General features: G+C 60.3%; 26 protein-coding genes. 14 read left to right on the plus strand and 12 right to left on the minus strand.

All coding sequences use genetic code 11. The features are described from left to right. Positions 1 to 39: 39 nt before the first annotated feature. On the minus strand, positions 40 to 1,101 hold the full coding sequence (locus ACA079_RS20130) for an alpha/beta fold hydrolase (protein WP_497700659.1): 1,062 nt from the start codon (positions 1,099 to 1,101) through the stop codon (positions 40 to 42). Between the two features lie 65 nt (positions 1,102 to 1,166). After that, the gene (locus ACA079_RS20135; protein WP_497700660.1) at positions 1,167 to 1,430 is read right to left on the minus strand and encodes a DUF2790 domain-containing protein; all 264 of its coding nucleotides are present in this window, start codon (positions 1,428 to 1,430) and stop codon (positions 1,167 to 1,169) included. Positions 1,431 to 1,613: 183 nt separating this feature from the next. On the opposite strand from ACA079_RS20135, the gene ACA079_RS20140 reads away from it, so the two are divergent. The 4 genes from ACA079_RS20140 to ACA079_RS20155 all read left to right on the plus strand — a co-directional run bounded on the left by ACA079_RS20140 (position 1,614) and on the right by ACA079_RS20155 (position 4,150). Next, positions 1,614 to 2,354 carry a response regulator gene (locus ACA079_RS20140; protein ID WP_056744878.1) on the plus strand — a complete coding sequence of 247 codons (741 nt, stop codon included), beginning with the start codon at positions 1,614 to 1,616 and terminating at the stop codon, positions 2,352 to 2,354. 158 nt (positions 2,355 to 2,512) lie between these two features. After that, positions 2,513 to 2,815, plus strand: coding sequence for a phage infection protein (locus ACA079_RS20145; protein WP_497700661.1), 303 nt, complete (start codon positions 2,513 to 2,515; stop codon positions 2,813 to 2,815). Positions 2,816 to 3,086: 271 nt separating this feature from the next. Next, complete coding sequence (locus ACA079_RS20150) at positions 3,087 to 3,818, plus strand: substrate-binding periplasmic protein (protein WP_497700662.1); 732 nt, start codon at positions 3,087 to 3,089, stop codon at positions 3,816 to 3,818. A 107-nt stretch (positions 3,819 to 3,925) separates the two neighbouring features. After that, positions 3,926 to 4,150, plus strand: coding sequence for a hypothetical protein (locus ACA079_RS20155; protein ID WP_497700663.1), 225 nt, complete (start codon positions 3,926 to 3,928; stop codon positions 4,148 to 4,150). 76 nt (positions 4,151 to 4,226) lie between these two features. Here the strand turns inward: ACA079_RS20155 and ACA079_RS20160 are convergent, their stop codons facing one another. The 6 genes from ACA079_RS20160 to ACA079_RS20185 form a co-directional block, all read right to left on the minus strand. Further along, positions 4,227 to 5,654 carry an FAD/NAD(P)-binding protein gene (locus tag ACA079_RS20160; RefSeq protein WP_497700664.1) on the minus strand — a complete coding sequence of 476 codons (1,428 nt, stop codon included), beginning with the start codon at positions 5,652 to 5,654 and terminating at the stop codon, positions 4,227 to 4,229. A 136-nt stretch (positions 5,655 to 5,790) separates the two neighbouring features. Further along, positions 5,791 to 6,696: an AMP-binding protein gene (locus ACA079_RS20165; protein ID WP_497700665.1), complete on the minus strand. Its 906-nt coding sequence runs from the start codon at positions 6,694 to 6,696 to the stop codon at positions 5,791 to 5,793. Between the two features lie 204 nt (positions 6,697 to 6,900). Continuing rightward, the gene (locus ACA079_RS20170; RefSeq protein WP_497700666.1) at positions 6,901 to 8,304 is read right to left on the minus strand and encodes an LLM class flavin-dependent oxidoreductase; all 1,404 of its coding nucleotides are present in this window, start codon (positions 8,302 to 8,304) and stop codon (positions 6,901 to 6,903) included. Continuing rightward, the gene (locus tag ACA079_RS20175; protein WP_497700667.1) at positions 8,304 to 8,738 is read right to left on the minus strand and encodes an acyl-CoA dehydrogenase; all 435 of its coding nucleotides are present in this window, start codon (positions 8,736 to 8,738) and stop codon (positions 8,304 to 8,306) included. Before ACA079_RS20175 ends, ACA079_RS20170 begins: the two co-directional genes overlap by 1 nt. 10 nt (positions 8,739 to 8,748) lie before the next feature. Next, entirely contained in the window at positions 8,749 to 9,951 is a 1,203-nt protein-coding gene (locus ACA079_RS20180; RefSeq protein ID WP_497700668.1) for an SfnB family sulfur acquisition oxidoreductase, read from the minus strand. Between the two features lie 155 nt (positions 9,952 to 10,106). Then, positions 10,107 to 10,670, minus strand: coding sequence for a helix-turn-helix domain-containing protein (locus ACA079_RS20185; RefSeq protein WP_497700669.1), 564 nt, complete (start codon positions 10,668 to 10,670; stop codon positions 10,107 to 10,109). On the opposite strand from ACA079_RS20185, the gene ACA079_RS20190 reads away from it, so the two are divergent. The 7 genes from ACA079_RS20190 (at position 10,665) to ACA079_RS20220 (ending at position 18,023) form a co-directional block, all read left to right on the plus strand. Then, positions 10,665 to 11,690, plus strand: coding sequence for a DMT family transporter (locus ACA079_RS20190; RefSeq protein ID WP_497700670.1), 1,026 nt, complete (start codon positions 10,665 to 10,667; stop codon positions 11,688 to 11,690). The two genes, ACA079_RS20185 and ACA079_RS20190, sit on opposite strands and share 6 nt — an antisense overlap. A 272-nt stretch (positions 11,691 to 11,962) precedes the next feature. Further along, the gene (locus ACA079_RS20195; protein ID WP_497700671.1) at positions 11,963 to 14,881 is read left to right on the plus strand and encodes a monovalent cation/H+ antiporter subunit A; all 2,919 of its coding nucleotides are present in this window, start codon (positions 11,963 to 11,965) and stop codon (positions 14,879 to 14,881) included. Beyond that, positions 14,881 to 15,225 carry a Na+/H+ antiporter subunit C gene (locus ACA079_RS20200; protein WP_007986256.1) on the plus strand — a complete coding sequence of 115 codons (345 nt, stop codon included), beginning with the start codon at positions 14,881 to 14,883 and terminating at the stop codon, positions 15,223 to 15,225. The genes ACA079_RS20195 and ACA079_RS20200 overlap by 1 nt, the downstream gene beginning before the upstream one ends. Continuing rightward, entirely contained in the window at positions 15,222 to 16,904 is a 1,683-nt protein-coding gene (locus ACA079_RS20205) for a monovalent cation/H+ antiporter subunit D (RefSeq protein WP_497700672.1), read from the plus strand. Before ACA079_RS20200 ends, ACA079_RS20205 begins: the two co-directional genes overlap by 4 nt. Further along, positions 16,901 to 17,389, plus strand: coding sequence for a Na+/H+ antiporter subunit E (locus ACA079_RS20210; protein ID WP_415769690.1), 489 nt, complete (start codon positions 16,901 to 16,903; stop codon positions 17,387 to 17,389). Before ACA079_RS20205 ends, ACA079_RS20210 begins: the two co-directional genes overlap by 4 nt. Beyond that, the gene (locus ACA079_RS20215) at positions 17,386 to 17,664 is read left to right on the plus strand and encodes a K+/H+ antiporter subunit F (protein WP_008151692.1); all 279 of its coding nucleotides are present in this window, start codon (positions 17,386 to 17,388) and stop codon (positions 17,662 to 17,664) included. Before ACA079_RS20210 ends, ACA079_RS20215 begins: the two co-directional genes overlap by 4 nt. Continuing rightward, entirely contained in the window at positions 17,661 to 18,023 is a 363-nt protein-coding gene (locus ACA079_RS20220) for a Na+/H+ antiporter subunit G (protein ID WP_497266263.1), read from the plus strand. The genes ACA079_RS20215 and ACA079_RS20220 overlap by 4 nt, the downstream gene beginning before the upstream one ends. Positions 18,024 to 18,135: 112 nt before the next feature. Here ACA079_RS20220 and ACA079_RS20225 read toward each other — a convergent pair whose 3' ends face one another. Beyond that, positions 18,136 to 18,573: a DUF3995 domain-containing protein gene (locus tag ACA079_RS20225; RefSeq protein ID WP_497700673.1), complete on the minus strand. Its 438-nt coding sequence runs from the start codon at positions 18,571 to 18,573 to the stop codon at positions 18,136 to 18,138. Between the two features lie 95 nt (positions 18,574 to 18,668). Here ACA079_RS20225 and ACA079_RS20230 point away from each other — a divergent pair, with 95 nt between their 5' ends. Both ACA079_RS20230 and ACA079_RS20235 read left to right on the plus strand, forming a co-directional pair. Then, entirely contained in the window at positions 18,669 to 19,055 is a 387-nt protein-coding gene (locus ACA079_RS20230) for a DUF2946 domain-containing protein (RefSeq protein ID WP_497700674.1), read from the plus strand. Positions 19,056 to 19,144: 89 nt separating this feature from the next. Beyond that, positions 19,145 to 21,277 carry a TonB-dependent receptor gene (locus ACA079_RS20235; RefSeq protein ID WP_497700675.1) on the plus strand — a complete coding sequence of 711 codons (2,133 nt, stop codon included), beginning with the start codon at positions 19,145 to 19,147 and terminating at the stop codon, positions 21,275 to 21,277. A 103-nt stretch (positions 21,278 to 21,380) separates the two neighbouring features. Here ACA079_RS20235 and ACA079_RS20240 read toward each other — a convergent pair whose 3' ends face one another. From ACA079_RS20240 to ACA079_RS20250, 3 genes are all read right to left on the minus strand, one after another. Next, entirely contained in the window at positions 21,381 to 22,397 is a 1,017-nt protein-coding gene (locus ACA079_RS20240; protein WP_497700676.1) for an ABC transporter substrate-binding protein, read from the minus strand. A gap of 118 nt (positions 22,398 to 22,515) precedes the next feature. After that, positions 22,516 to 22,719: a hypothetical protein gene (locus ACA079_RS20245; protein ID WP_497700677.1), complete on the minus strand. Its 204-nt coding sequence runs from the start codon at positions 22,717 to 22,719 to the stop codon at positions 22,516 to 22,518. Further along, the gene (locus ACA079_RS20250; protein ID WP_008151679.1) at positions 22,719 to 23,189 is read right to left on the minus strand and encodes a hypothetical protein; all 471 of its coding nucleotides are present in this window, start codon (positions 23,187 to 23,189) and stop codon (positions 22,719 to 22,721) included. Before ACA079_RS20250 ends, ACA079_RS20245 begins: the two co-directional genes overlap by 1 nt. A 413-nt stretch (positions 23,190 to 23,602) precedes the next feature. Between ACA079_RS20250 and ACA079_RS20255 the strand changes: the two genes are divergently transcribed. Continuing rightward, complete coding sequence (locus ACA079_RS20255; RefSeq protein ID WP_497704352.1) at positions 23,603 to 23,851, plus strand: hypothetical protein; 249 nt, start codon at positions 23,603 to 23,605, stop codon at positions 23,849 to 23,851. The last annotated feature ends 23 nt before the right edge of the window (positions 23,852 to 23,874 follow it).

Here is a 23,874-nt window from a genome sequence, read left to right on the forward strand (position 1 = left end):
CCACGCTCCCGCGTGGGAATGATCTCGCGGCACTAATGCTCAGAGGTTATCCGCGTCGATCACTGCCTTGGCAAAGGCCTGCGGATCTTCCTGCGGCAAGTTGTGGCCGATGCCGCCGTTGATGAGTCGGAACTCATATTTGCCGGTGAAGCGCTTGGCATAATCCTCGGGAGCCGGATGCGGCGCCCCGTTGGCGTCACCTTCCATCGTGATGGTCGGCACCGTAATGACCGGGGCCTTGGCCAGCCGCCGCTCCAGCGCTTCATATTGAGGTTCGCCCTGAATCATGCTCAGCCGCCAGCGATAGTTGAAGATCGTGATAGCGACGTGGTCTGGGTTTTCCAGGGCAGCAGCACTGCGGTCGAAGGTCGCGTCGTCGAATTTCCATTTCGGCGATGCCAGCTCCCAGATCAACTTGGCGAAGTCGTGGCGATTTTTTTCGTAACCGGCCTGTCCGCGTTCGGTAGCGAAGTAGAACTGGTACCACCATTGCAGCTCAGCCTTGGGCGGCAATGGATTCTTGCCGGCGGCCTGATTGCCGATGAGGTAGCCGCTCACCGAGACCAGCGCCTCTACCCGCTCCGGCCAGAGCGCCGAAACGATGTCCGCCGAGCGCGCGCCCCAGTCGTAGCCGCCGAGCACTGCCTTCTTGATCTTGAGCGCATCCATAAAGTCGATGACATCACTGGCCAGCGCGGCAGGCTGACCGTTGCGAACAGTCTTGTCGGACAGGAAATGCGTGTCGCCGTAGCCTCGTGCATACGGGATCAACACCCGGTAACCCTTGGCCGCCAACAAGGGCGCCACTTCGCTATAGCTGTGAATGTCGTAGGGCCAGCCGTGCAGAAGAATCACCACCGGACCCTCGACGGGGCCGACTTCGGCGTAAGCCACATTCAGCAACCCGGCGTTGACATGCTTCAGCGGGCCGAACGAGTCCGCCTTGAGGGTGCCGGCGCCGGCCACCACGGGTTCTGGCGTCGCGGTTTGCGCATTGGCAGCACCAAGGGCACCTAACTGCATCAGCGCGAAAGCGAGGACCGATGGGCCAAAGAAACGACGACGTGAGTCGTTTTTTTTGCTCAACACATTCATCTTCATGGTGATTTCCCTGGAAGTCATTGACCGGGTGTTTTGGATCGACAGCGATGAGCGTAGTGAAAAGATCAGCCGCCCTGATTGCCGCACTCTGCGAATTTGCTGTAATCGAGGACTTTCTGCGCGCCGCTGGAATCGAGATAGGTCAGGCGGGCATCGACAATGCCGCAATTGCCGCCGCCGTTGTCGACGATGGAAACCACTTTCTTGATATCGAGGTGGGTGCCGTGAGAAGTTGTCTGCGACGGCGCTTGAACATCGGCATGGGCCGAAAAGGCTGCAACGTTCAGGACCGCGAAGAAGCTGGCGGCAATCAGTTTGTTCCAGTTCATGGTGATTTCCTCTGGGTTGCAATGGGCGGTGGAGTGAGGCAAGTCGGCTTGTCTCGATGGAACCCATTTAATCGGCCCGAGGTATCTGCCATGTGTCGTAAAACCAGGCGTATTAAGGCGTAAGGTGTCACACAGGGCGCCAGATACAGTGCGATACAAAGCGAATAACAAGAGGCTTGAGCGATGGAACATGTGAACCACATCCTGATCGTCGACGACGACCGGGAGATTCGCGAGCTGGTCGGCAATTACCTGAAAAAGAACGGCCTGCGCACCACCGTCGTCGCCGATGGCCGGCAGATGCGCAGCTTTCTGGAAACCAATCAGGTGGACCTGATCGTGCTGGACATCATGATGCCCGGCGATGACGGCCTGCTGCTGTGCCGCGAATTGCGCTCGGGTAAACACAAAGCCACACCGATCCTGATGCTCACCGCACGCAACGACGAAACCGATCGCATCCTCGGCCTGGAAATGGGCGCCGACGACTACCTGACCAAACCCTTCGCCGCCCGTGAACTGCTGGCGCGGATCAATGCCGTGTTGCGCCGTACGCGGATGCTGCCGCCCAACCTGCTGATCACCGAAACTGGCCGATTGCTGGGTTTCGGTCGCTGGCGCCTGGACACTACCGCCCGGCACTTGCTCGACGAAGACGGCACGATGGTGGCCCTCAGTGGCGCCGAATACCGTCTGCTGCGCGTGTTCCTCGATCACCCGCAACGGGTGCTCAGCCGTGACCAGTTGCTCAACCTGACCCAGGGCCGCGACGCCGACCTGTTTGATCGCTCGATTGATTTGCTGGTGAGCCGTCTGCGCCAGCGATTGATGGATGACTCACGGGAATCGACCTACATCAAAACCGTGCGCAGCGAAGGCTACGTGTTCTCCTACCCGGTGGAATTGCTCGGCGCAGAATCATAGGATTTTGTATCCGTCTGTATAAGAACCCGCGACAGATACGCAGACACCGATTTCGGCTTGTCCGAGCACACATCACCGATACACCCGAGCGTTTAACTGTGATCACCGGATAGCAGCAGCTACCGACCCACTCAAACTAAACGCACGGAGAATCACCCATGATCAACTTCTCGAAAGTCTCGTCCTTGGCACTCGGTCTGGCACTGGTTAGTGGTCTCGGCCTGTCGAGCCTGGCGTCGGCCCACACCGGCAATGCTGCATCCCCTGGCCAGGTTCAACAACTGCTGGTGGAAGGCGGCTCCGATCGTCTGATCGAGAATCGCGTGGCCGAAGGCGGTGCCGACCGTCTGCAAGAACTGCGTGAACGTGTGGCATCGGTCAGCCCGAGCAATGCCCTGCGCGGTGGTGTGGTTGTAGCGGAAAACCGCGCTGAGTTCGGTTCGAAATATCAGCGGTACTGATCGAGATCTACACAGCGGCAGAGATCAAATGTGGGAGCGAGCTTGCTCGCGTTGAGGGACTGTCAGTCAGCATCATTGTTGAATGACACACCGCCATCGCGAGCAAGCTCGCTCCCACATTTGACTGTGTTCCGTCAGACAAACCCCATCTGCATCCACCCTGCATGACACCTATAAGTCCTGAGATCTGACGCAATAGTCCGACAATTCCTCGGGACATCTACAGCACGCCCGTACTAAGATTTACGCCTCATTTGATCAAGGACGATTCATGAAGCGCATTGCCGGTTGCCTGTTGTCTTTCCTGACCTTTACGGCGCTCGCGGCGGATCTGAACCTGCTCACCGACAACCATCCGCCCTTGCATTTTCAGCAGGGTAACCAACTGGTGGGGTTTGGCGTGGACGTGGTACAGGCACTGGCCGAACGCACCGGCGACCAGGTGCACTTGCAACAAGTCCCTTTGCTGCGCGCCCTGCACGTCGCCACGACCGAGCCTGCCACCGGGGTGTTTACGGTGTTGCGCACCGCCGAGCGCGATGGCCTGTACCAGTGGGTCGGACCGCTGATGGACGTGGAAACGGCGCTGTATTCCGCTAACACCCAGCAACCGGTGCGCAGTTTGCAGGACGCCAGCACCCAGGGCCGTATCGCCGTCCCGCGAAAATGGCTGGCTTACGACTACCTGCGCAAGCAGGGTCTGAACAATCTGTACGGTGTGGAAACGCCCGAACAAATGATGCGTCTGGCACGTCTGGGGCGCATCGAGTTTGTGGTGGCCGACACCCTCTCCATCGCCACCCTCGCCCGGGAGGAAGGCTTGGCGCCCAGCCAGTTGCACTATCAGATGCCGCTGATGAAGCAAGGCACCTACATCGCGTTTTCCCCGCAGACCGATGCGCGCCAGGTCGCGCGCTGGCAACAGGCGCTGGACGAGATGAACCGCGATGGGCGCCTGGAACAACTCAAGCAGCGCTGGCTCAGCGACAACCCACCCCGCTGACAATGGATCAACGCTCTCGATAACAACTATGCGTCAGGGTGTTTTTTCATCGCGATGCTCCAGCACTACAGTGGCCACATCTTCTCCCCACTCTCTGGAGCACCATCATGAAAAGCATCATCGGTCTTGGATTCGCCCTTTCGGTTCTTGGCGCTACCTCCGCCATCGCCGCCCCACACGCCACCTCGCCAGTCGTTGCAGTGGCCAAAGTCAGCCAACCGGCCACTCTGAACGTGAACACCGTCAGTGTTGATCACAAAGACAGCCAGGCGAGCAAACTCTACGTCGCTGAAAACCGCCCTGAGTTCGGTTCGAAGTATCAGCGTTATTGATCAACGGCTTTGCGCCGCTTGAAACAACAAACCCCGGGTAGATCCGATCTACCCGGGGTTTGTTGTTTCTGAAGGTTTAGCCCGCCAACCGCGCTGCCAACGCCTTGGCCTGGCTCGCCACGTCAGTCACCGCCGTGCTTTCCCACCACATGCCGCGCAACGGTGGGCCCATGGCGAACAGGCGGCTGGCGACGTGTGCATCGGCATCCAGCACCGCGCCATCGACTGCCGCTGCAATCCCCAGCGCCAACGGCCCCGGCCGGACGAGTCCGCGCGCCAGTAGTTGCTGTGGCAGCGGTCGGGCGACCCGGCGCCAGTCGTATTCGATGCCGCTGGAGTTGATCAATGCCGCGCCGCTGACAACGGTGGTTTCTGATTCACCCCGACGGCGGATGCGGATACTGACTTCACCGCCCGAGGAAGGCTCCAGCCCTTTGAACGACGCCGCCTGAATCCGCAACCGCCCTTCCTTGTGCAACCGTTCCACCAGTTCGGCACTCAACGGCGGCGAGCGGTGGTGATGGCTTTCCCACCACGGCCGCACATGTCGCACAAACTGTCGACGCTGCGCGTCCGTCGCCTGATTCCACAAGCGGCCAATGTGCGCCCGCACGGTGTCGAGCGGCGCCTGCCAGTCGATGCCTTGAGCGATGGCGTCCCGGCAATGCCGACGCAGTTCGCGCACCAGCTGTCGCGGCGTGCGAATGCTCTGATCCTCGGCGAGAAAGTCTGCCCAGGCCGGTGGCTGACGACGTACATGAGGCAGCAAGCCATGCCGGGAAAACACTTCGATCGGCCCGCGATGCCCGGCTTGTTCCAGCGACACCACGGCATCGACCATGGTCAGGCCCGAACCGATGATCAGCACGGTCGACTGCGGATCGAGTTGCTGCATGGCAGCGACATCCCACGGATCAAGCGCAGCGGCGTTCAAGCCGCTGGATTCGGTCTGTGGAGTACGCGCAGCGGGGAACATCCCCGTGGCCAACACCGCATAAGCGCCCTGCAAGCGTTGCCCGTCACTCAACGTCAGCAACACAGAATCGTCTCGGGTTTGCAGGTCAACCACCTCGGCCCGCACATGCTCGACCGTTGACCCGTTCAACGCCCCCACCGCTTGCGCTTCGGCCAGGCGTTGCTGCACGTACAAACCGAAAATCCCCCGCGGCGGGAACAATTCGCTGACCGGCACATGTTGCTCATCAGACTCCGGCCAGCCGCCGGCCGCGATGTACTCGGCCAGCCATTGAGTCAGGTCGTCGGCGTTGTCCGGGTCGACGCTCATCCGCGCCGCATTGCCGTTGAGCGTGTGGCCCAATTCGACCGCGCTGTACGCTTCGCCCCGTCCCAGTTCGGCGCGGGGTTCGATCACCAGCACCTGGCGTTTGCCCGGCAAGCGCAGCAACTGCGCCGCCAGCATTGCACCGCTGAGGCCGCCGCCGACGATCAGGATGTCCGCACGGCGGATGGCGTCGGTGGCCTGTCCGCTTTGGGTTTCAGTCATGGCGTTCTCACTGATCAATGTTTCATCTCGAAAATCTCCTGGACGATAATAGGCGCCAAACCCATGAAGGTTCATCAAGCAGTACCAAAGTAGGACAGAGAAATACCGCTGACTTGCAGGATGGAATCGGTCGAGCTCATGCGATGTCCCGTTTGAATTCGGATAGCCAGGCAGGCGCAGGTTGAGCGTCGGGCGCGCGCGTGGCTTGCCAGATGAAATGCAGGTTTTGAAAGCCCAGCAGTCGGCGAACGCGGTTTTTGATCAGCCGTTGCAGGCCTTTTTCCGGGTGGGCGATGGCCCAGTCGCAGAGGCGTCGGCGCCAGGTGCCTTGGGGGGCGAGACGGCTGTCGATTTCGGCGGCCAGCAATTGCAGGCGCTCGGCCGATAACAGCAATCCCGAGGGTGCCACTTCACGACGGTCACGACTGGCACTGCCGGGGCTTTCCGGGAAGGCCAGTGATTGGCCGCTGGTCAGCCAGTGTTCGAGCAAAACGCTGAGGCCGGCCTGCCATTGGGTGCCCTCTTCGCTCCACAATGGCTTGCCTTGTGCCCAGCGGTTCAGGCGTTGCGGGGGTTCAACCGGGCCGAGCAGATCATCGAAGTTCAGCAGCGACTGGCCTTCGTTGAGCCAGAGCTGTCGGGTCTGTCGGTCCTGGACGAACGCGTGAGTGGGACGGCTGCGCCATAGATTTTTGTGCAGTGATTCGGAGTCGAGGTTGTCCGGCAAGGTCAGCAGTTCACCGCCGATGTGTAGCGCCGCCAGGGCCAGCAGCAATAGATTCGGCTCGAACGCACCGCTCAACGCCAGACGCGATTCTTTTGTGAATCCTTGCTGACTCAAACCATCCGCCAAACGCTCGACATCGCGTAAGGCATCGATCCAGCGCCAAACGAACCACTGACCATGGCGCTTGTGCCGCAAGGCCGGTTGCAAGGGGCTGACCTGAGCCCAGTGGCGCAACTGCTCCAAAGCCTGGGGCACTTCGACCCGCCACTCGGTGGTGTCCGCGATTGGCGGACGTTTGAGTTCGTGCACGCTCATGGGTGACCTCTTGTTCCTGGGCAAAAGCGCGCGGTGGTCCGCCGGGCTGAGATCTGTAAAACACCACCGTCCCCTGTGGGAGCGAGCTTGCTCGCGATGGCGGTCTAATAGGCGACATCGATGTTGGATGTGCTGGCCTCATCGTCGGAACGCCGCCCGGACCAAGCTCGCTCCCACAGGGGATATGTGTTGTGTTCAAGTCATTTAGGCAGTCGCGACTTTCTTCTCCTGCTGCCGCAACGCCGCGAGGTCTCGATAACCCGCGCCCGGATGAATCTCCGGCAAGCGCGGCCCTTCCCCAAACAACTTCTCGCGCAAGGTCCCCGGCGCGTATTCGGTTTTGTACACTCCGCGCTTCTGCAACTCCGGCACCAGCAATTCCACGGCGTCGATGAAGGTTTCGTGAGTCAGTGCATAGGCCAGGTTAAAGCCGTCCACATCGGTCTCCTCGACCCACTCCTGCAGCAAATCGGCGACGGTCTCCGGACTGCCGACAAACAACGGACCAAAACCGCCGATGCCCACCCAGTCAGCCAGTTCATTCGGGGTCCAGACCTTGTTCGGGTCCGCCGTGGAGAACGCTTCCACCGCCGATTGAATCGCGTTGGTATGCACATGCTTGAGCGGCTCATCGGGTTTGAACTGGCTGAAATCAATCCCGGTCCAGCCAGAGATCAACGCCATCGCGCCTTCATAACTGACCCAGGTTTTGTACTCCTCGAACTTGGCTTTGGCCTTGGCGTCGGTCTCGCCGAGGATCACGGTTTGCAGGTTGAAGATCAGAATCTTCGACGGATCGCGTCCGGCTTCGGCAGCACGACGACGGATGTCGGCAACGGTTTTCTTCAGCAGCACTTTCGACGGTGCAGCAACGAACACACACTCGGCATGCTCGGCGGCAAACTGCTTGCCGCGACTCGATGCGCCAGCCTGATAGAGAACCGGCGTGCGTTGCGGCGAGGGTTCGCAAAGATGAATGCCCGGTACCTGGAAGTGCTTACCGACGTGCCGGATCTCGTGGATTTTGCTTGGGTCGCTGAAGATCCGCCGCTCGCGATCCCGCAGGATCGCACCCTCTTCCCAACTGCCTTCCCACAGTTTGTAGCAAACCTCCAGGTACTCTTCGGCGAAGTCGTAACGGGCGTCGTGTTCGGTCTGGTTTTTCTGGCCGAGGTTCTTTGCGCCACTTTCCAGATACGAGGTGACGATGTTCCAGCCGGCGCGGCCCTTGGTCAGGTGATCGAGGGTCGACAGGCGTCGGGCGAACGGATACGGGTGTTCGAACGACAGCGACGCGGTCAGGCCGAACCCCAGATGCTCGGTGACCAGCGCCATCGGCGGAATCAATTGCAGTGGGTCGTTGACCGGTACTTGCGCTGCCTGACGGATCGCCGCGTCACCATTGCCGTTATAAACGTCGTAGATGCCCAGCACATCGGCAATGAACAAGCCGTCAAACTTGCCACGCTCAAGGATTTTCGCCAGATCGGTCCAGTACTCCAGATCCTTGTATTGCCAGGAGCGATCTCGCGGATGCGCCCACAGACCCGGCGACTGGTGACCGACGCAGTTCATGTCAAACGCGTTGAGACGAATTTCACGGGCCATCAAACCGCACTCCGAAAACTTGGGGGATGGATGCCGTTGAGGCGGAAGTTACCGATGAGGTGGAGTTTCCGATGCAACGGGTCATGCAGCGATCCAGACAACACGGTGCGTTGGCCGGTGAGTTCGAATTCAGCGTTGCTGACGGCATTTAGCGCGTCCGCGCTGGCCAGGTGCGACTCGGCGATGGCGACGCTGATTTCCGTGTCGTCATCAACGCTGTTCAGAAAATCTTCGGCGCGTTCGAGCAGCGCGGCGGCGACTTCAATGCGAATGTGCAAATCGCCGAAGCGGCTGATGACGTAAGGGTCATCCGTGGCTTGAGTCTGACGGACGAAACGCAAGGTCGTATCGAGCAAGCTGCGAGCGTTGTGCAGGTCATGCTGACTTTTCGCCAGGGAATGCCCGGCAACATTGGGTTGGGTCAAAGCGTTCATGGTGGGCTCCTCAGTTCCAGGCGTGGCGCGCAGGCTTCACGCCGTTGAGCAGGTAGTTGCCGATCAGGTGGTATTTCCAGCGTGCCGGGTCGTGCAGGGTGTGCGTCCGGGCGTTGCGCCAGTGGCGGTCGAGGTTGTATTTGCCGAGCACCGAGCGAGTACCGGCCAGTTCGAAGAGTTTGCTGCTGGCAAGCAAGGCGATCTCGGCGGACAGCACTTTCGCCTGGGCAACCACCAACGAAGCACGGGCCACCGTTTCTTCGTTGGGGTTGAGCAAGGCATGGTCAATGGCGCGACCGGCCTTTTTGAGGATCGCTTCGGTGCCGTGGACTCGCCATTCCAGGTCGCCAATCGCAGCGATGCTGAACGGGTCCTGCCAGCCGTGATCCTGTCCGCTGTCGATCCAGGGTCGGGCTTCGCGGGCGTAGCGTTTGGTTTCTTCCAGGGCGCCGACGGCAATGCCAGTGTCCACGGCAGCCTGAATGATTTGTGAAATCGGGCCGTCGGCGGTGGGTTCGTCGAAGGCCTTGTGGGCCGGAATGACCGCACTGAGCGGGACCTTCACCGCGCTCAGGGTGACACCGCCGCTGGCCGTGGTGCGCTGGCCGAAACCGTCCCAGCTGTCGATGACGGTCAAGCCGGGATTGTCACGCTCGATGAAGGCGATGAAGGCCTTGTTCTCTTCATCGACCGCCACCGCTGGCACGATGTGCGCGAACAAGGCCCCGGTGCAGTAGAACTTCTCGCCATCAATCTGCGCGGTGTCTTTGTCGAAACGGATTCGGGTTTCGAAGGCCCCGGCATTTTTGCTTTTGGATTCGGAGAAGGCGTTGCCGAAACGGTAGCCCTGCAGGACTTTGCCGAAGTAGTAACGCTTCTGCTCCTCGGTGGCGGTTTGCAGCAGGATGTCGAGCACGCCTAGATGGTTTTGCGGGATCTGGCCGAGGGACGAGTCGGCTGCGGAAATAATCTTGATCACTTCGGCGACGGTCACGTAGGACACGCCAGCGCCGCCGTATTCCTTGGGAACGGTGATGCCCCAGAGGCCGCTGGCGGAGAACTCGTCGAGCTCGGCGACTGGCAAGCGTCGCTCGCGATCCCGCACGCTGGCCTCGATGGCAAAGCGTGCGGCGAGCTTGTGGGCGACGGCAATCGCCTCGGCGTCCGAGCGGATCACATGGGCGGTGCGAGAGGGTTGGGCAGAGGCTGTCATGGGCCGACTCCGGGATCTGGTGAATGCACCAGAGCTTTTGCAGGAGTCGTGCCTGAAACTAAATCACTTTATTTTCAATATGTTAAAGAATCATCCGAGAAAGACTCGCAGCTATAAAACAGCAAAGTGTCTATCCAGTGTTGATCCGCAAACAGTTAGATCACCACATTTCGCACAAACCGCGCCGCCACCGGCCCATCGTTGCGATAGGCGTGGGGCTGGTTGCTGGCGAACATGTAGAACTCGCCGGCAGCGATCTCATGTGGTGTATCGCCCAGCATCAGTGTCAGGCAGCCTTCGAACACATAGATCTGCTCACTCCAACCCTCGGCGTCCGGTTGCGACGGGTAAATTTCCCCTGGTTGCAGGCACCATTCCCATTGTTCCACTTCACGGGTGGCGGTGGCTTTGGAGAGTAAAACGGCTTTGCTGCCAGGAATCTTCCCGGCCCAGGCCACTTCGTTGATGCGGCTCGGGTCGCGAGCATCCGGGGCCTGGATCAGGTCGCTGAATGCAACGTTCAGCGCTTCGGCCACGCGGTCGAGGGTGGTCAGGCTGACGTTCTTCTCGCCGGCCTCGATGGCCACCAGCATCCGGCGGCTGACCCCGGATTTTTCCGCCAGCGTCGCCTGGCTCATGTCGGCGGCGTGGCGCAAGCGTCGAACGTTTAGGCTGACGTGCTGGAGGACCGAAGCCCGCTGGGTAGAATCTTTGTGCACTATATTGCTCACTTAGTGGGGTTGGGCAGTATACTGCGCAACATTCGGCGCATTGTGCGTCCCCCTCAGGTAGCGCGCAAGGTCATGACGTCGGTGAATACCCCTCACACTTCCCCCCGTTTCTCGCGGTTCAGCAAGGCCGAGTGCGTGCTGGTGCTGATCACCATGGTCTGGGGCGGCACCTTCTTGCTGGTGCAACATGCGATGACCGTCAGCGGGCCGATGTTTTTCGTCGGTCTGCGTTTTGCTGCGGCGGCGTTCATTGTTGCGCTGTTTTCCTGGCGTCATCTGCGGGAACTGACGCTGTTCGAATTGAAGGCTGGGGCCTTTATCGGCGTGGCGATCATGCTTGGCTATGGATTGCAGACCGTCGGGTTGCAGAGCATTCCCAGCAGTCAGTCGGCGTTTATTACTGCGTTGTACGTGCCCTTCGTGCCGTTGCTGCAATGGCTGGTGCTGGGGCGGCGTCCGGGGTTGATGCCGAGCATCGGGATCATGTTGGCGTTTACCGGGTTGATGTTGCTGTCGGGACCAGCCGGCGCATCGTTCAATTTCAGCCCTGGTGAAATCGCCACGCTGATCAGCGCCGTGGCGATTGCAGCGGAGATCATTCTGATCAGCACCTATGCCGGCCAGGTCGATGTGCGACGGGTGACGGTGGTGCAATTGGCGGTCACCTCGGCGCTGGCGTTTTTGATGGTGGTGCCGACTCAGGAAAGAATTCCGGACTTCTCCTGGCTGCTGTTATGCAGCGCGCTGGGCTTGGGCGCGGCCAGTGCGGCGATTCAAGTGGCGATGAACTGGGCGCAGAAAAGCGTTTCGCCGACTCGGGCGACGTTGATTTATGCCGGTGAGCCGGTGTGGGCCGGGATTGTCGGGCGGATTGCCGGGGAGCGGTTGCCGGCAATTGCGCTGGTTGGGGCGGGGTTGATTGTGGCGGCGGTGATCGTCAGTGAGTTGAAGACCAAGGGTAAGGCTGCTGCAACTGAAGAGGAGTTGGAGCGGGAAACACAGGGTTAAGCCGCCATATCTGCGGCGCCTGATAGATAGCTATCGCGAGCAAGCTCGCTCCCACATTAGGTCTTTGGTGTACACATAACCTATGTACACCACGATTCACTGTGGGAGCGAGCTTGCTCGCGATGGCGTCAGACCGGTCAAATACAGGTTTTGGAAACAATGTGAATCAGGAATTTTCCGTCTACCTTGTAGGATTCTGCGACAGCTTGGCGTTTGGTGATCCGGGAGCTGGCACGTATGATGCTTCACAAACTTCCGCAGATTAGAAGCCTATGTCCCTGATAGTTCTACTGCTTCTGCCTTTTATCGGCAGCTGTCTGGCAGCCTTGCTGCCGCACAACGCGCGTAACACCGAATCTTTGTTGGCTGGTCTGGTTGCCTTGATAGGCACCGTTCAGGTCGCCCTGCTGTACCCGCAAATCGCCGATGGTGGCGTGATCCGCGAAGAATTTTTCTGGCTCCCCAGCCTTGGCCTGAACTTCGTCCTGCGCATGGACGGGTTTGCCTGGCTGTTCTCGATGCTGGTGCTGGGCATCGGCACGCTGGTTTCGTTGTACGCCCGCTACTACATGTCGCCGGACGATCCGGTGCCACGGTTCTTCGCGTTTTTCCTGGCGTTCATGGGCGCCATGCTCGGACTGGTGATCTCCGGCAACCTGATCCAGATCGTGTTTTTCTGGGAGCTGACCAGCCTCTTTTCGTTCCTGTTGATCGGCTACTGGCACCACCGCGCCGATGCGCGACGCGGTGCTTATATGGCGCTGATGGTCACCGGCGCAGGCGGTTTGTGTTTGCTGGCGGGGGTCATGCTGCTCGGCCATGTGGTCGGCAGCTATGACCTGGACAAGGTCCTGGCCGCCGGCGATCTGATTCGCGCACACGCCCTCTACCCTATTCTGCTGCCCCTGATCCTGATCGGCGCCCTGAGCAAAAGCGCGCAATTCCCCTTCCACTTCTGGCTGCCCCACGCGATGGCGGCGCCAACACCGGTCTCGGCCTATCTGCACTCGGCGACCATGGTCAAGGCCGGGGTGTTTCTCCTCGCACGGCTGTGGCCGTCGCTGTCCGGCAGTGAAGAATGGTTCTACATCGTCAGCGGCGCCGGCGCTTGCACCCTGTTGCTCGGTGCGTATTGCGCGATGTTCCAGAACGACCTCAAGGGGTTGCTGGCCTACTCGACCATCAGTCACCTGGGCCTGATCACCCTCCTGCTGGGCCTGAACAGTCCGCTGGCCGCCGTGGCCGCGGTGTTTCACATTCTCAACCACGCCACGTTCAAGGCTTCGCTGTTCATGGCCGCCGGGATCATCGACCACGAAAGCGGTACCCGGGACATTCGCAAGCTCAGCGGCCTGATCAAGCTGATCCCGTTCACCGCCACCCTGGCCATGGTCGCCAGCGCTTCCATGGCCGGCGTGCCGCTGCTCAACGGCTTCCTCTCGAAAGAGATGTTCTTCGCCGAAACCGTGTTCATCAATGCCACGGCCTGGATCGAGATGACGCTGCCCATCGTCGCGACCATCGCCGGTACCTTCAGCGTCGCCTACTCGCTGCGCTTCACCGTCGACGTATTCTTCGGCCCGACCGCCACCGACTTGCCACACACCCCACACGAGCCGCCCCGCTGGATGCGCGCGCCGGTGGAGTTGTTGGTATTCGCCTGCCTGGTCGTGGGGATTTTCCCGGCGCAGGTGGTCGGCCCGTTGCTGGCCGCGGCTGCCCTGCCGGTGGTGGGCGGCACCTTGCCTGAATACAGCCTGGCGATCTGGCACGGCTGGAACGCGCCGATGATCATGAGCCTGATCGCCATGTCCTGCGGCATCGTGCTTTATCTGCTGTTGCGCACTCAGCTCAAACACGGGCGTTTCAAGTACCCGCCGATCATTGGTCGGTTCAACGGCAAGCGCCTGTTCGAACGCAGCCTGGTGATCATGATGCGCCTGGCCCGTCGTCTCGAGCGGCGGATCAGCACCAAGCGCCTGCAAACCCAATTGTTCCTGGTGGTGCTCGCGGCCGTGTTGGCCGGGTTGATCCCGATGCTCCACAGCAGCCTGAGTTGGGGCGACCGGCCGAAGATTCCGGGTTCGATTGTGTTCGTGACCCTCTGGCTGCTGGCGATTGCCTGCGCCCTCGGCGCGGCGTGGCAGGCCAAGTATCACCGGCTCGCGGCCCTGACCATGGTCAGCGTCTGCGGCCTGATGACCTGCATCACCTTCGTCTGGTTCTCGGCGCCGGACCTGGCCTTGACGCAACTGGCGGTCGAAGTGGTGACCACGGTGCTGATCCTGCTGGGTCTGCGCTGGCTACCTCGACGGATCGAAGAGGTGTCGCCGCTGCCAAGCACCCTGCGCAAGGCACGCATCCGCCGTATCCGCGACTTGCTGTTGTCGACCGTGGTCGGCGGCGGCATGGCGCTGTTGGCCTACGCGATGCTGACGCGCCAGACGCCGAACCACATTTCTTCGTTCTACCTCAGCCGAGCCCTGCCCGAAGGCGGCGGCAGCAACGTGGTCAACGTGATGCTGGTGGACTTCCGCGGCTTCGACACCCTCGGTGAAATTACCGTGCTGGTGGCTGTGGCCCTGACCGTATTCGCCCTGCTGCGACGTTTCCGCCCGCCAAAAGAAAGCCTGCAGTTGCCAGCCCAGCAGCGTTTGCTTGCACCGGACGTGGTCACTGACCTGGTCAACCCGCGTCACGCCAGCGATACCGCGCTCGGTTTCATGATGGTGCCGGCGGTGCTGGTTCGCCTGCTGCTGCCGATTGCGTTCGTAGTGTCGGTCTACCTGTTCATGCGCGGCCACAATCAACCGGGCGGCGGTTTTGTCGCAGGTCTGGTGATGTCCGTAGCGTTCATCCTGCAATACATGGTCGCCGGCACCCAGTGGGTCGAAGCGCAAATGAGCCTGCGACCGCTGCGCTGGATGGGCACCGGTCTGCTGTTCGCCACCGTCACCGGGCTTGGGGCGATGGCGGTCGGGTATCCATTCCTGACCACCCACACCTGGCATTTCGAACTGCCGGTGCTGGGCAACATTCACATCGCCAGCGCGCTGTTCTTCGACATTGGCGTCTACGCCGTGGTGGTCGGTTCGACCCTGTTGATCCTCACCGCCCTCGCCCACCAATCGGTACGCGGTCACAAGACCGCTGCCCTGCCCAGATCCGTCGCCACGAAAGGAGCCGTCTGATGGAAGAAGTCATCGCAATCGCCATCGGCGTGCTGGCCGCGTCCGGCGTCTGGCTGATCCTGCGGCCACGGACGTTTCAGGTGGTGATGGGCCTGTGCCTGCTGTCCTACGGCGTCAATCTGTTCATCTTCAGCATGGGCAGCCTGTTTATCGGCAAGGAGCCGATCATCAAGGACGGCGTGCCGCAGGACCTGTTGCACTACACCGACCCGCTGCCGCAAGCGCTGGTGTTGACCGCGATCGTGATCAGCTTCGCCATGACCGCATTGTTTCTGGTGGTGCTGCTGGCCTCCCGGGGCCTGACCGGTACCGACCATGTGGATGGCCGGGAGCCTAAAGAATGAATCTGATGCCGCACCTGATCGCTGCACCGATTCTGCTGCCGCTGCTGACCGCCGCCGTGATGCTGATGCTGGGCGAGAAACACCGGCCGCTGAAGGCCAAGATCAACCTGTTTTCCAGCCTGGTGGGGTTGGGCATTGCCGTGCTGTTGCTGCAATGGACTCAGGAGACGGGCGTCCCCGGCTCCATCGGCGTGTACCTGCCAGGCAACTGGCAGGTGCCGTTCGGTATCGTGCTGGTGGTCGATCGACTGTCGGCGCTGATGCTGGTGCTGACCGGGATCATCGGCGTCAGCGCCCTGCTGTTCGCCATGGCCCGTTGGGACGGCGCCGGTTCGAGTTTCCACGCGCTGTTCCAGATTCAGATGATGGGCCTGTACGGCGCATTCCTGACGGCGGACCTGTTCAACCTGTTTGTGTTTTTTGAAGTGTTGCTGGCGGCCTCTTATGGCCTGATGCTCCACGGTTCGGGCCGGTCGCGGGTGTCGTCGGGTTTGCATTACATCTCGATCAACCTGCTGGCCTCGTCACTGTTTCTGATCGGCGCGGCGCTGATCTACGGCGTCACCGGCACCCTGAACATGGCCGATCTGGCGCTGAAAATCCCGCTGGTGCCGGAAGCCGATCGCGGCCTGCTGCATGCCGGCGCGGGGATTCTGGCCGTGGCGTTCCTGGCCAAGGCCGGGATGTGGCCGCTGAACTTCTGGCTGGTGCCGGCCTATTCCGCGGCGAGCGCGCCGGTGGCGGCGATGTTCGCGATCATGACCAAGGTCGGCGTCTACACCTTGCTGCGCTTGTGGACCTTGCTCTTCTCCGGCCAGGCCGGCGCCTCGGCGTACTTTGGCGGCGACTGGCTGATCTACGGCGGCATGGCGACCATCGTCTGCGCTGCGGTGGCAATCCTGGCCGCACAACGTCTGGAGCGCCTGGCCAGCCTGAGCATTCTGGTGTCGGCCGGGATTCTGCTGTCGGCCATCGGTTTCGCCCAGCCCAACCTGATCGGCGCCGCCCTGTTCTATCTGGTCAGCTCGACCCTGGCATTGAGCGCGTTGTTCCTGTTGGCCGAGTTGATCGAGCGTTCGCGTTCGGCCAATGAAATGCCGTTTTTCGATGACGGCGATCTGCCGCGACCGATGGAATCCTTGCAGCCACCCAAAGGCATCAACCTCGATGACGAGCAGAAAGCCGTGGTCGGCCAGGTGATTCCCTGGACCATGGCGTTCCTTGGGTTGAGCTTCATTGCCTGCTCGCTGCTGATCATCGGCATGCCGCCGCTCTCGGGATTCATTGGCAAACTCGGCTTGCTCAGCGCCCTGCTCAATCCGTTGGGCCTGGGCAATGGCAGCGATGAGCCGATCTCAAACGCAGCGTGGGGCTTGCTGGCGTTGCTGATCCTCTCCGGGCTGGCATCGTTGATCGCGTTCTCGCGCTTGGGCATCCAGCGGTTCTGGACACCCGAGGAGCGGCCGTCGCCGTTGCTGCGACGTTTCGAATGCGTGCCGATCATTGCGCTGCTGGGCTTGAGCATTGCGCTGACCTTCAAGGCCGAACCGCTGCTGCGCTACACCCAGGCGGCCGCCCAAGCCTTGAACAACCCGCAGCAATACGTGATGGCGGTGCTCGGTACCCGTGCGATTCCAAGCCCCGAAGCCAAAGCCGCGGTAGCGGAGGTCACACCATGAAGCGTCTGTTTCCTGCTCCCTGGTTGTCGCTGGCGCTGTGGTTGCTGTGGCTGGTGCTGAACCTGTCGATGAGTCCCGGCAATCTGCTGCTGGGCGCGGTGCTGGGGTTCTGCGCGCCGTTGATGATGCGCAAGCTGCGACCGCTGCCGATCCGCATTCGTCGACCGGGTGTGATTGTGCGTTTGTTCTTTCTTGTCGGTCGCGATGTGGTGGTGTCCAACCTCGTCGTGGCCTGGGGCGTGCTCAACGCCGGTCGCCGTCCACCGCGTTCGCGCTTCATCAAGGTGCCGATGGACTTGCGTGACGCCAATGGCCTGGCCGCGTTGTCGATGATCTGCACGGTGATTCCCGGCACCGTGTGGTCGGAACTGGCGCTGGACCGCAGCATTCTGTTGCTGCACGTCTTCGATCTGGATGACGAAGCGCTGTTCATCCAGCACTTCAAGGCGACCTACGAGCGCCCCTTGATGGAGATCTTCGAATGAGCGCATTGCTGTCGAACGCGATCCTGCTGAGCCTGTTCATCTTTTCGCTGGCGATGATTCTGACCCTGATCCGGCTGTTCAAAGGGCCATCGGCGCAGGACCGGGTTTTGGCGCTGGATTACCTGTACATCATCGCGATGCTGATGATGCTGGCGCTGGGCATTCGTTATGCCAGTGACACTTACTTCGAGGCGGCGCTGCTGATTGCGCTGTTCGGTTTCGTCGGCTCGTTTGCCCTGGCGAAATTCCTGCTGCGTGGCGAGGTGATCGAATGAGCGCTGAACTGTCTCTGTGGGTGGAAATTCCGGTGGCGATCCTGCTGGTGCTCAGCAGTCTGTTTGCGCTGATCGGCGCGGTTGGACTGGTGCGGATGAAAGATTACTTCCAGCGCATGCACCCGCCGGCGCTGGCGTCGACCTTGGGCGCCTGGTGCGTCGCGTTGGCCTCGATCATTTACTTTTCGGCACTCAAGTCCGGGCCGGTGCTGCATGCCTGGCTGATTCCGATTCTGTTGTCGCTGACGGTGCCGGTGACCACGCTGCTGCTGGCGCGGGCGGCGTTATTTCGCAAGCGTATGGCGGGGGATGATGTGCCGGCTGAGGTGAGTAGTCGGCGCACAGAGAGCGGGAGTTAGACGCCAAAAGATCGCAGCCTCGTTTCACTCGACAGCTCCTACAGGGGAATGCATAACCCATGTAGGAGCTGTCGAGTGAAACGAGGCTGCGATCTTTTGATCTTGCTTTGCCTCAGATCCAGGCAACGGCCAACAACCCGGCCCCCAACACCACACACAACGGCGAATACGCCCACGTGTCGAGCCGGGCAAACTTCGAATCCTTCACCTGCTTGAAGAACCCTATCAAATTCGAATCGCCAATCGCCCTGGCAAACATCACCATCGCAATAGCGCTGATCACCCATTGCAGCGCCGAGTGATGCACCGTCGGCAAATACAGACCGACCCGCAAGCACACCAGCATCGCAATCAGCAGCAACCCGACCGCCACCAGCAACGTGGCGAAGCCTGAAGGCTTGAAGGCCGGCCTGGGTTCTCCGCCGTCCTCCGTGGATATTCGCGGGACCGCCGCCTCGCTACCCAACGTGCCACCCGCCGCCCAGTACAGGTGGATCAGGCTGATCAACAGGAAGATGGCAGCCATCCATTGCGCGATCAATAGGCTCATGTTCGGACTTCCAGCGTGAAATGTCGCAGCAGAATGAACTTCCTTGAACGATTTTGTAAGGGTATTCGTCATCGGCGATGATAAAGTGCCGCTCCATGAAACTCGCCCGAACTGATCGCACATTGATGGCCTGGATGCTTTATTGCTGCGTCCTGTTCAATGTGTTCGCCTGCAGTATCGGTCACGGGCAAATGGTCGGGATGCAGCTCAACGGCATCGGCGGCCAGTTCTGTACCGTCGACCCGGCCAGCCAGCTGCCGGCCTCGTCGAACACTTCCGAAGACAAACTGCCGACCCTGTCCAAGTCCTTCGGCTGCCCGTTGTGCTCCACCGGCGGCATGGGCCCGGCGCTCAATTCCAGCCTGACCCTGGCGATCCTCCCGCAGCAACACAGTCCGCCCTTGGCCGTCGTCGCCAATGCTGACCTCCCTGCCCGCTTCACCTGGCCCTCGGCCAACCCTCGCGCTCCGCCTGTCGCCTGAATTTCTTCGCCTTTTCTGATCAGCCCACCTCGCCAACGCGTGGCATTGGCGTGTGCGCTGTTTCCTAGTCAAGCATTCAGGATTCATCGATGAAACGCATTCCTTTACTGGCAAGCCTGTTCGGCTGCCTGTCTGTAAACGCTTGGGCGCAATCCACAATCGACCTCGCGCCCATCACCATTGATGGCGAAACTGCGGCTGAGCCAGGGCTGAGTCTGGATCAGTCCAGCGGCATGGCGTCGCGGCTTGGCCTGAGCGTGCGCGAAACCCCGGCCTCGGTGGCCGTGGCCAACCGCAACGACATCGAGCGCCACGGCGCGCAGAACTTCCAGGACGCCGCCAACACCTTGCCGGGCGTCAATGCCAGCGCACCGCCGGGTTTCGGCGGGTTCGTCTCCTACCGCGGTTTCACCAGCAGCCAGATCACCCAGATGTTCAACGGCATCAATGTCTCCGGCGGCCTCGCCCGGCCGGTAGACGCCTGGATCTATGATCGAGTGGAACTGGTGGGCGGCCCGTCATCGCTGATCAATGGTGCTGGCTCCGTGGGCGGCTCGCTGAACTACGTGACCAAACTGGCCACTCGTGAAGAGCAAGCCGTCGAAGGCCGGGTCAGCTACGGCAGCTACGACACTACCGAGACCGCATTCGGCCTCAACCACGCCCTGAGCGATGCCAGCGCGGACGTTCAGCACTATGCGCGGCTCGACGTCAGCCACAACACCGGCAACGGCTACATCGACCGTCAGGAGCGCGATGCGTGGAGCGTGGCGTTCTCGCTGCTCAGCGACCTGACGCCCAGCCTGTCCCACACCCTGGCCCTGGAATATCAGGATGAACACGAAGACAGCCCTTACTGGGGCACCCCGGTGCTCAACCCCAAGGCCGGCGAATTGAAGATCGACAAGCACAACCGATTCAACAACTACAACGTCGAGGACGGCCGCTACGAGCAACGCACGATCTGGGTGCGCTCGATCATCGACTACCGGATCAACGACAGCACCAGCCTGCGCAACACCCTTTACCACCTCGACAGCCAGCGCGATTACCGTAACCTGGAAACCTATCAGTACAACGCCGACAACAGTGCGGTGAATCGCTCCACGGCGTATCAGGTCCGGCATCAGGGCGAGCAGAACGGCAACCAGTTCGAACTGCGTCACGACAACACGTTGTTCGGGCTGGACATGACCTGGTCCGGCGGCTTCGAGTACAAGGTCAACCAGACCACCAACTCGCCGCTGAACGTCAAAGGTGCCAGCACCGTCGACCCGAACAACTTTCAGCCGGGTCACTTCTATGACATCCCGGGCACCCGACCGGGTTTTGTCAGCGACAAGACCAACGAAGTCACCACCAAAGCCCTGTTCGCCGAGAACCGTTTGGCCCTCACCGACAAACTCGCGCTGCTGACCGGCCTGCGTTACGACGACATCGACCTGGACGTGACCAACCACCGAGTCGTGACCGCCAGCAATCCCCGGCACCTCAAGCGCAGCTGGGAGCCGGTGACCGGCCGGGTCGGCCTGACTTACCAATTCATTCCCGAAGCCAACGTCTACGTGCAATACAGCACCGCCGCCGAACAACCCAACGGCACGCAGGATTTCGACGTGTCCACCGGCAAGCAATGGGAAGTCGGCAGTAAATTCGACTATCTGGACGGCCGCGGCTCGGCGACGGTGGCGGCTTATACGATCGAGCGAAAGGACTTCGCAGTCACCGATCCACTGGATCCGACCAGCAGCATTCCCGTGGGTCAGCAGACGTCCAAAGGGATCGAACTGGCCAGTTCGTTCAGGATCACCGACAAGCTGTTGGCCGAAGGTAATTTCGCCTGGGTCGATGCGCAGTACGACGAATTCAACGAGAAGAATGCCGCGGGTGTCGTGGTTTCACGCAAAGGCAACACACCGACCAACGTGCCGGACCGGGTCGGCAATCTGTGGCTGACCTATGACTTCGCGCCGCAATGGCAGGGCGGTGTCGATGCGCGGTATGTGGCCTCGGTGTTTGCCGACAGCGCCAACACCCTGACCGTGCCGTCGTACACGCTCTACGGAACGTTCCTCAGCTACAAGGTCGATCAACACACCACCGTCACCGGCCGGGTACGCAACCTGACCAATGAGGTGTATGCCGAATTCGCGCATGTGTCACCGGCGTATTACCTCGGTACGCCGCGCACCTTCGAGTTGGCGGTGCAAACCAGGTTCTAAGACCGCGAGCAGAACTGCTGTCTTGTAGGAGCCGAGCTTGCTCGCGATGGCGTTTTCAAGGACGCCATCGCCGGCAAGCCGTGCTCCTACAAAGGTCAATCGCTCACTTCAATTCGGCGGAGACTTTATCCGCCACTTCCTTGGGCACCCAGGCCTGCCACACGTCCGGGTGCGCCTTCATGAACGCCTGCGCCGCCTGACGTGGCGGAGTGTGTTTTTCGCTCATCTCGGCCAGTGCCTTGTTCAATGGATCGATTGGCAAATCGACCTTGCTGAAGAACTCGGCAATTTGCGGATACTGTTTCTGGAATGGCGTGGACACGCCAATGGACAGCTTCGAGGGCAGTGAGCGCGTCGGTTTTGGATTCGGGTCGTCGGCGTTGGTCAGGGTTTTCCAGGCATCGGCATCGAACGGCGGCTCTTCCAGCTGAATCAGTTTGAAGCGGCCGAGCAATGGCGTAGGCGACCAGTAATAGAACAACACCGGTTTGCCGCGCCGAATCGAAGAACTGATCTCCGCATCCAGCGCTGCGCCGGAACCGCTGCGGAAATTCACATAGCTGTCGTCCAGCCCATACGCCTTGAGTTTCTGTTTGTTGACCACTTCCGACGTCCAGCCGATCGGGCTGTTGAGGAAGCGCCCCTTGCCCGGGGATTCCGGATCGCTGAACACACCCTTGTATTTCGGCAGGTCGCTGACACTGCGCAAGTCCGGCGCCAGCGGCTTGATGCCTTTCGCCGGGTCGCCCTTGATCACATACTCGGGCACCCACCAGCCTTCGGTAGCACCTTTGACCGTATCGCCGAGACTCGCGACTTTGCCTTCGGCCTCAGCCTTGACCCAGACCGGACTGCGACCGGCCCACTCTTCGCCAATCACCTGAATGTCATTGTTGGCCAGTGCGGTCTCCAGGGTGATGGTCGTCCCCGGCAAGGTATCGGTCGGCAGCCCGTAGCCCTTCTCGACGATGATCCGCAGGATATCGGTAATCAGGCTGCCGCTTTCCCAGTTCAGATCGGCGAAGTGGATCGGCGCTTGGGCAGCGAACACTGGAACGGGTGAAGCCAACAATCCGAAAGTGGCCAGGGTAGCAGCCAGCAACCGTCGAAATCCGTTCATGCTTTTGCACCTCGTGCTGTTCACAGCAATAGCAGGATGGCCTGGCAGAAGACCGCAAAGCCTCTGAATACTCAGTCAACTGACTGTAGTAGAGGTTCCTGCTTTCGAGGGAGGTCAATCAGTTTTCGGGAGGTTCCTGCAAGCGCGCCAGCGCTCTTCGTACCATGCTGGCGTACTCCGCCGGACGCAACGTATAGATCTGTGACGCCACCCAACCCAGCCATGCACCTTGCAAAACGGCCTTCTGATCGAACATCCGCTGGGCTTCGGCTTGCGCACTGGCCTGGTTCTGTTCGTGGAAGTCGGCGCGGGTCAGGGTCATTATTCGCTGGCCTTGAAGGTGACCAGTTCACCCTTGCGCCACTTGGCAGCCTTGGCGGTCACGGCTTTCAGGGTTTTGGTCAGGCCTTCCTGCAACTGTTGGTGAGCGGCGAACACCATCACCACGCTATGACCTTCCTTGAACACGATCCCGTGACCATCAGCGGTGGTGACGAAGGCGTAATCACCCAGGCCGTAAACCGTCAGTTTGATTTCGCGGAACTTGATGTCCAGCTTGCCGCCTTCGCGACTGGGTAATACAGAGGCGCTGAAATGATCGCCGACCTTGAGTTTAAGCCCTGGTTTGTCATCAACCACCAGCGCCTCTTCGGTGTCGATCTCGGCAATATAAATGCCTTCAGCGTTCTGTTCGGTGATGTAAACAAAACGTGACTGGAACTGTTTAACCAGCTTTGCGCGCAAATCACCCAGCACGAACAAAGCATGCATATCGAGATTACTTACTGCCAAGGAAACATCCCCACATCTGAAAATGATGCTGCACGCAGGAAAACAGCGCACAGCAGAAAAAAGCGGCAATGCCGAAGGTGTAGCCAAATGACCCGGGTTGAAATCCTGAAACGAGCAGAGCGCTCATCCATCGCGAGGTTTGAGAAGACTACTGGAACAACACTCACGTCGTCTTGCCTGGCGTTCGTCAGAGGTTGAAGGAAAAAGCCCTTCCGACGGCCAGAAAAACGGGACTACCAACTTTAGGGAAAAAACTCTTTAAAAAAAGCACTTTTCCGACATATCGCCAGCAAAAAATTGCTTTAGATGAACATCGATCGCCAAACACTGACAGTGATTCTAGAGCAGCGATGCTCATCGAGACTACCCAAAACCACGTACGCACGTCGGTAAAACAACGAAAAGGACTTCATATGTGCACGCTGACACATTTTGCTTACCCTCAGGCGCCCAATACGAACAGCTCGAGGACACTGCCCCCAGGGATGTTTCAACCGCATGAATACTACCCTGAAGAGCTCGCCGGGCCACGCTTTCAGGTCATTCTGGCCGGCAATGCCTTTTTTCATATCAAGGAAATTTCCACCGGCCGCGTCAGAGGTTTCCGCGGCAATCATAACGAAGCCTGCGCCCTTGCCCGCTCGCTCGAGTTACGTGGTTGACGGTCCCGCCACGTTCATTTCCA

This window comes from Pseudomonas sp. LBUM1645, assembly GCF_059716185.1.

What these genes read in the sequence shown, in the direction of transcription:
- ACA079_RS20200 (WP_007986256.1), top strand. Translation starts at nt 14,881, where the DNA reads ATGGAAGAAGTCATCGCAATCGCCATCGGCGTGCTGGCCGCGTCCGGC.
- ACA079_RS20130 (WP_497700659.1), bottom strand. Translation starts at nt 1,101, where the DNA reads ATGAAGATGAATGTGTTGAGCAAAAAAAACGACTCACGTCGTCGTTTC.
- ACA079_RS20205 (WP_497700672.1), top strand. Translation starts at nt 15,222, where the DNA reads ATGAATCTGATGCCGCACCTGATCGCTGCACCGATTCTGCTGCCGCTG.
- ACA079_RS20150 (WP_497700662.1), top strand. Translation starts at nt 3,087, where the DNA reads ATGAAGCGCATTGCCGGTTGCCTGTTGTCTTTCCTGACCTTTACGGCG.
- ACA079_RS20160 (WP_497700664.1), bottom strand. Translation starts at nt 5,654, where the DNA reads ATGACTGAAACCCAAAGCGGACAGGCCACCGACGCCATCCGCCGTGCG.
- ACA079_RS20225 (WP_497700673.1), bottom strand. Translation starts at nt 18,573, where the DNA reads ATGAGCCTATTGATCGCGCAATGGATGGCTGCCATCTTCCTGTTGATC.
- ACA079_RS20140 (WP_056744878.1), top strand. Translation starts at nt 1,614, where the DNA reads ATGGAACATGTGAACCACATCCTGATCGTCGACGACGACCGGGAGATT.
- ACA079_RS20245 (WP_497700677.1), bottom strand. Translation starts at nt 22,719, where the DNA reads ATGACCCTGACCCGCGCCGACTTCCACGAACAGAACCAGGCCAGTGCG.
- ACA079_RS20170 (WP_497700666.1), bottom strand. Translation starts at nt 8,304, where the DNA reads ATGGCCCGTGAAATTCGTCTCAACGCGTTTGACATGAACTGCGTCGGT.
- ACA079_RS20240 (WP_497700676.1), bottom strand. Translation starts at nt 22,397, where the DNA reads ATGAACGGATTTCGACGGTTGCTGGCTGCTACCCTGGCCACTTTCGGA.
- ACA079_RS20180 (WP_497700668.1), bottom strand. Translation starts at nt 9,951, where the DNA reads ATGACAGCCTCTGCCCAACCCTCTCGCACCGCCCATGTGATCCGCTCG.
- ACA079_RS20165 (WP_497700665.1), bottom strand. Translation starts at nt 6,696, where the DNA reads ATGAGCGTGCACGAACTCAAACGTCCGCCAATCGCGGACACCACCGAG.
- ACA079_RS20220 (WP_497266263.1), top strand. Translation starts at nt 17,661, where the DNA reads ATGAGCGCTGAACTGTCTCTGTGGGTGGAAATTCCGGTGGCGATCCTG.
- ACA079_RS20155 (WP_497700663.1), top strand. Translation starts at nt 3,926, where the DNA reads ATGAAAAGCATCATCGGTCTTGGATTCGCCCTTTCGGTTCTTGGCGCT.
- ACA079_RS20135 (WP_497700660.1), bottom strand. Translation starts at nt 1,430, where the DNA reads ATGAACTGGAACAAACTGATTGCCGCCAGCTTCTTCGCGGTCCTGAAC.
- ACA079_RS20175 (WP_497700667.1), bottom strand. Translation starts at nt 8,738, where the DNA reads ATGAACGCTTTGACCCAACCCAATGTTGCCGGGCATTCCCTGGCGAAA.
- ACA079_RS20255 (WP_497704352.1), top strand. Translation starts at nt 23,603, where the DNA reads ATGTGCACGCTGACACATTTTGCTTACCCTCAGGCGCCCAATACGAAC.
- ACA079_RS20195 (WP_497700671.1), top strand. Translation starts at nt 11,963, where the DNA reads ATGTCCCTGATAGTTCTACTGCTTCTGCCTTTTATCGGCAGCTGTCTG.
- ACA079_RS20215 (WP_008151692.1), top strand. Translation starts at nt 17,386, where the DNA reads ATGAGCGCATTGCTGTCGAACGCGATCCTGCTGAGCCTGTTCATCTTT.
- ACA079_RS20145 (WP_497700661.1), top strand. Translation starts at nt 2,513, where the DNA reads ATGATCAACTTCTCGAAAGTCTCGTCCTTGGCACTCGGTCTGGCACTG.
- ACA079_RS20230 (WP_497700674.1), top strand. Translation starts at nt 18,669, where the DNA reads ATGAAACTCGCCCGAACTGATCGCACATTGATGGCCTGGATGCTTTAT.
- ACA079_RS20210 (WP_415769690.1), top strand. Translation starts at nt 16,901, where the DNA reads ATGAAGCGTCTGTTTCCTGCTCCCTGGTTGTCGCTGGCGCTGTGGTTG.
- ACA079_RS20235 (WP_497700675.1), top strand. Translation starts at nt 19,145, where the DNA reads ATGAAACGCATTCCTTTACTGGCAAGCCTGTTCGGCTGCCTGTCTGTA.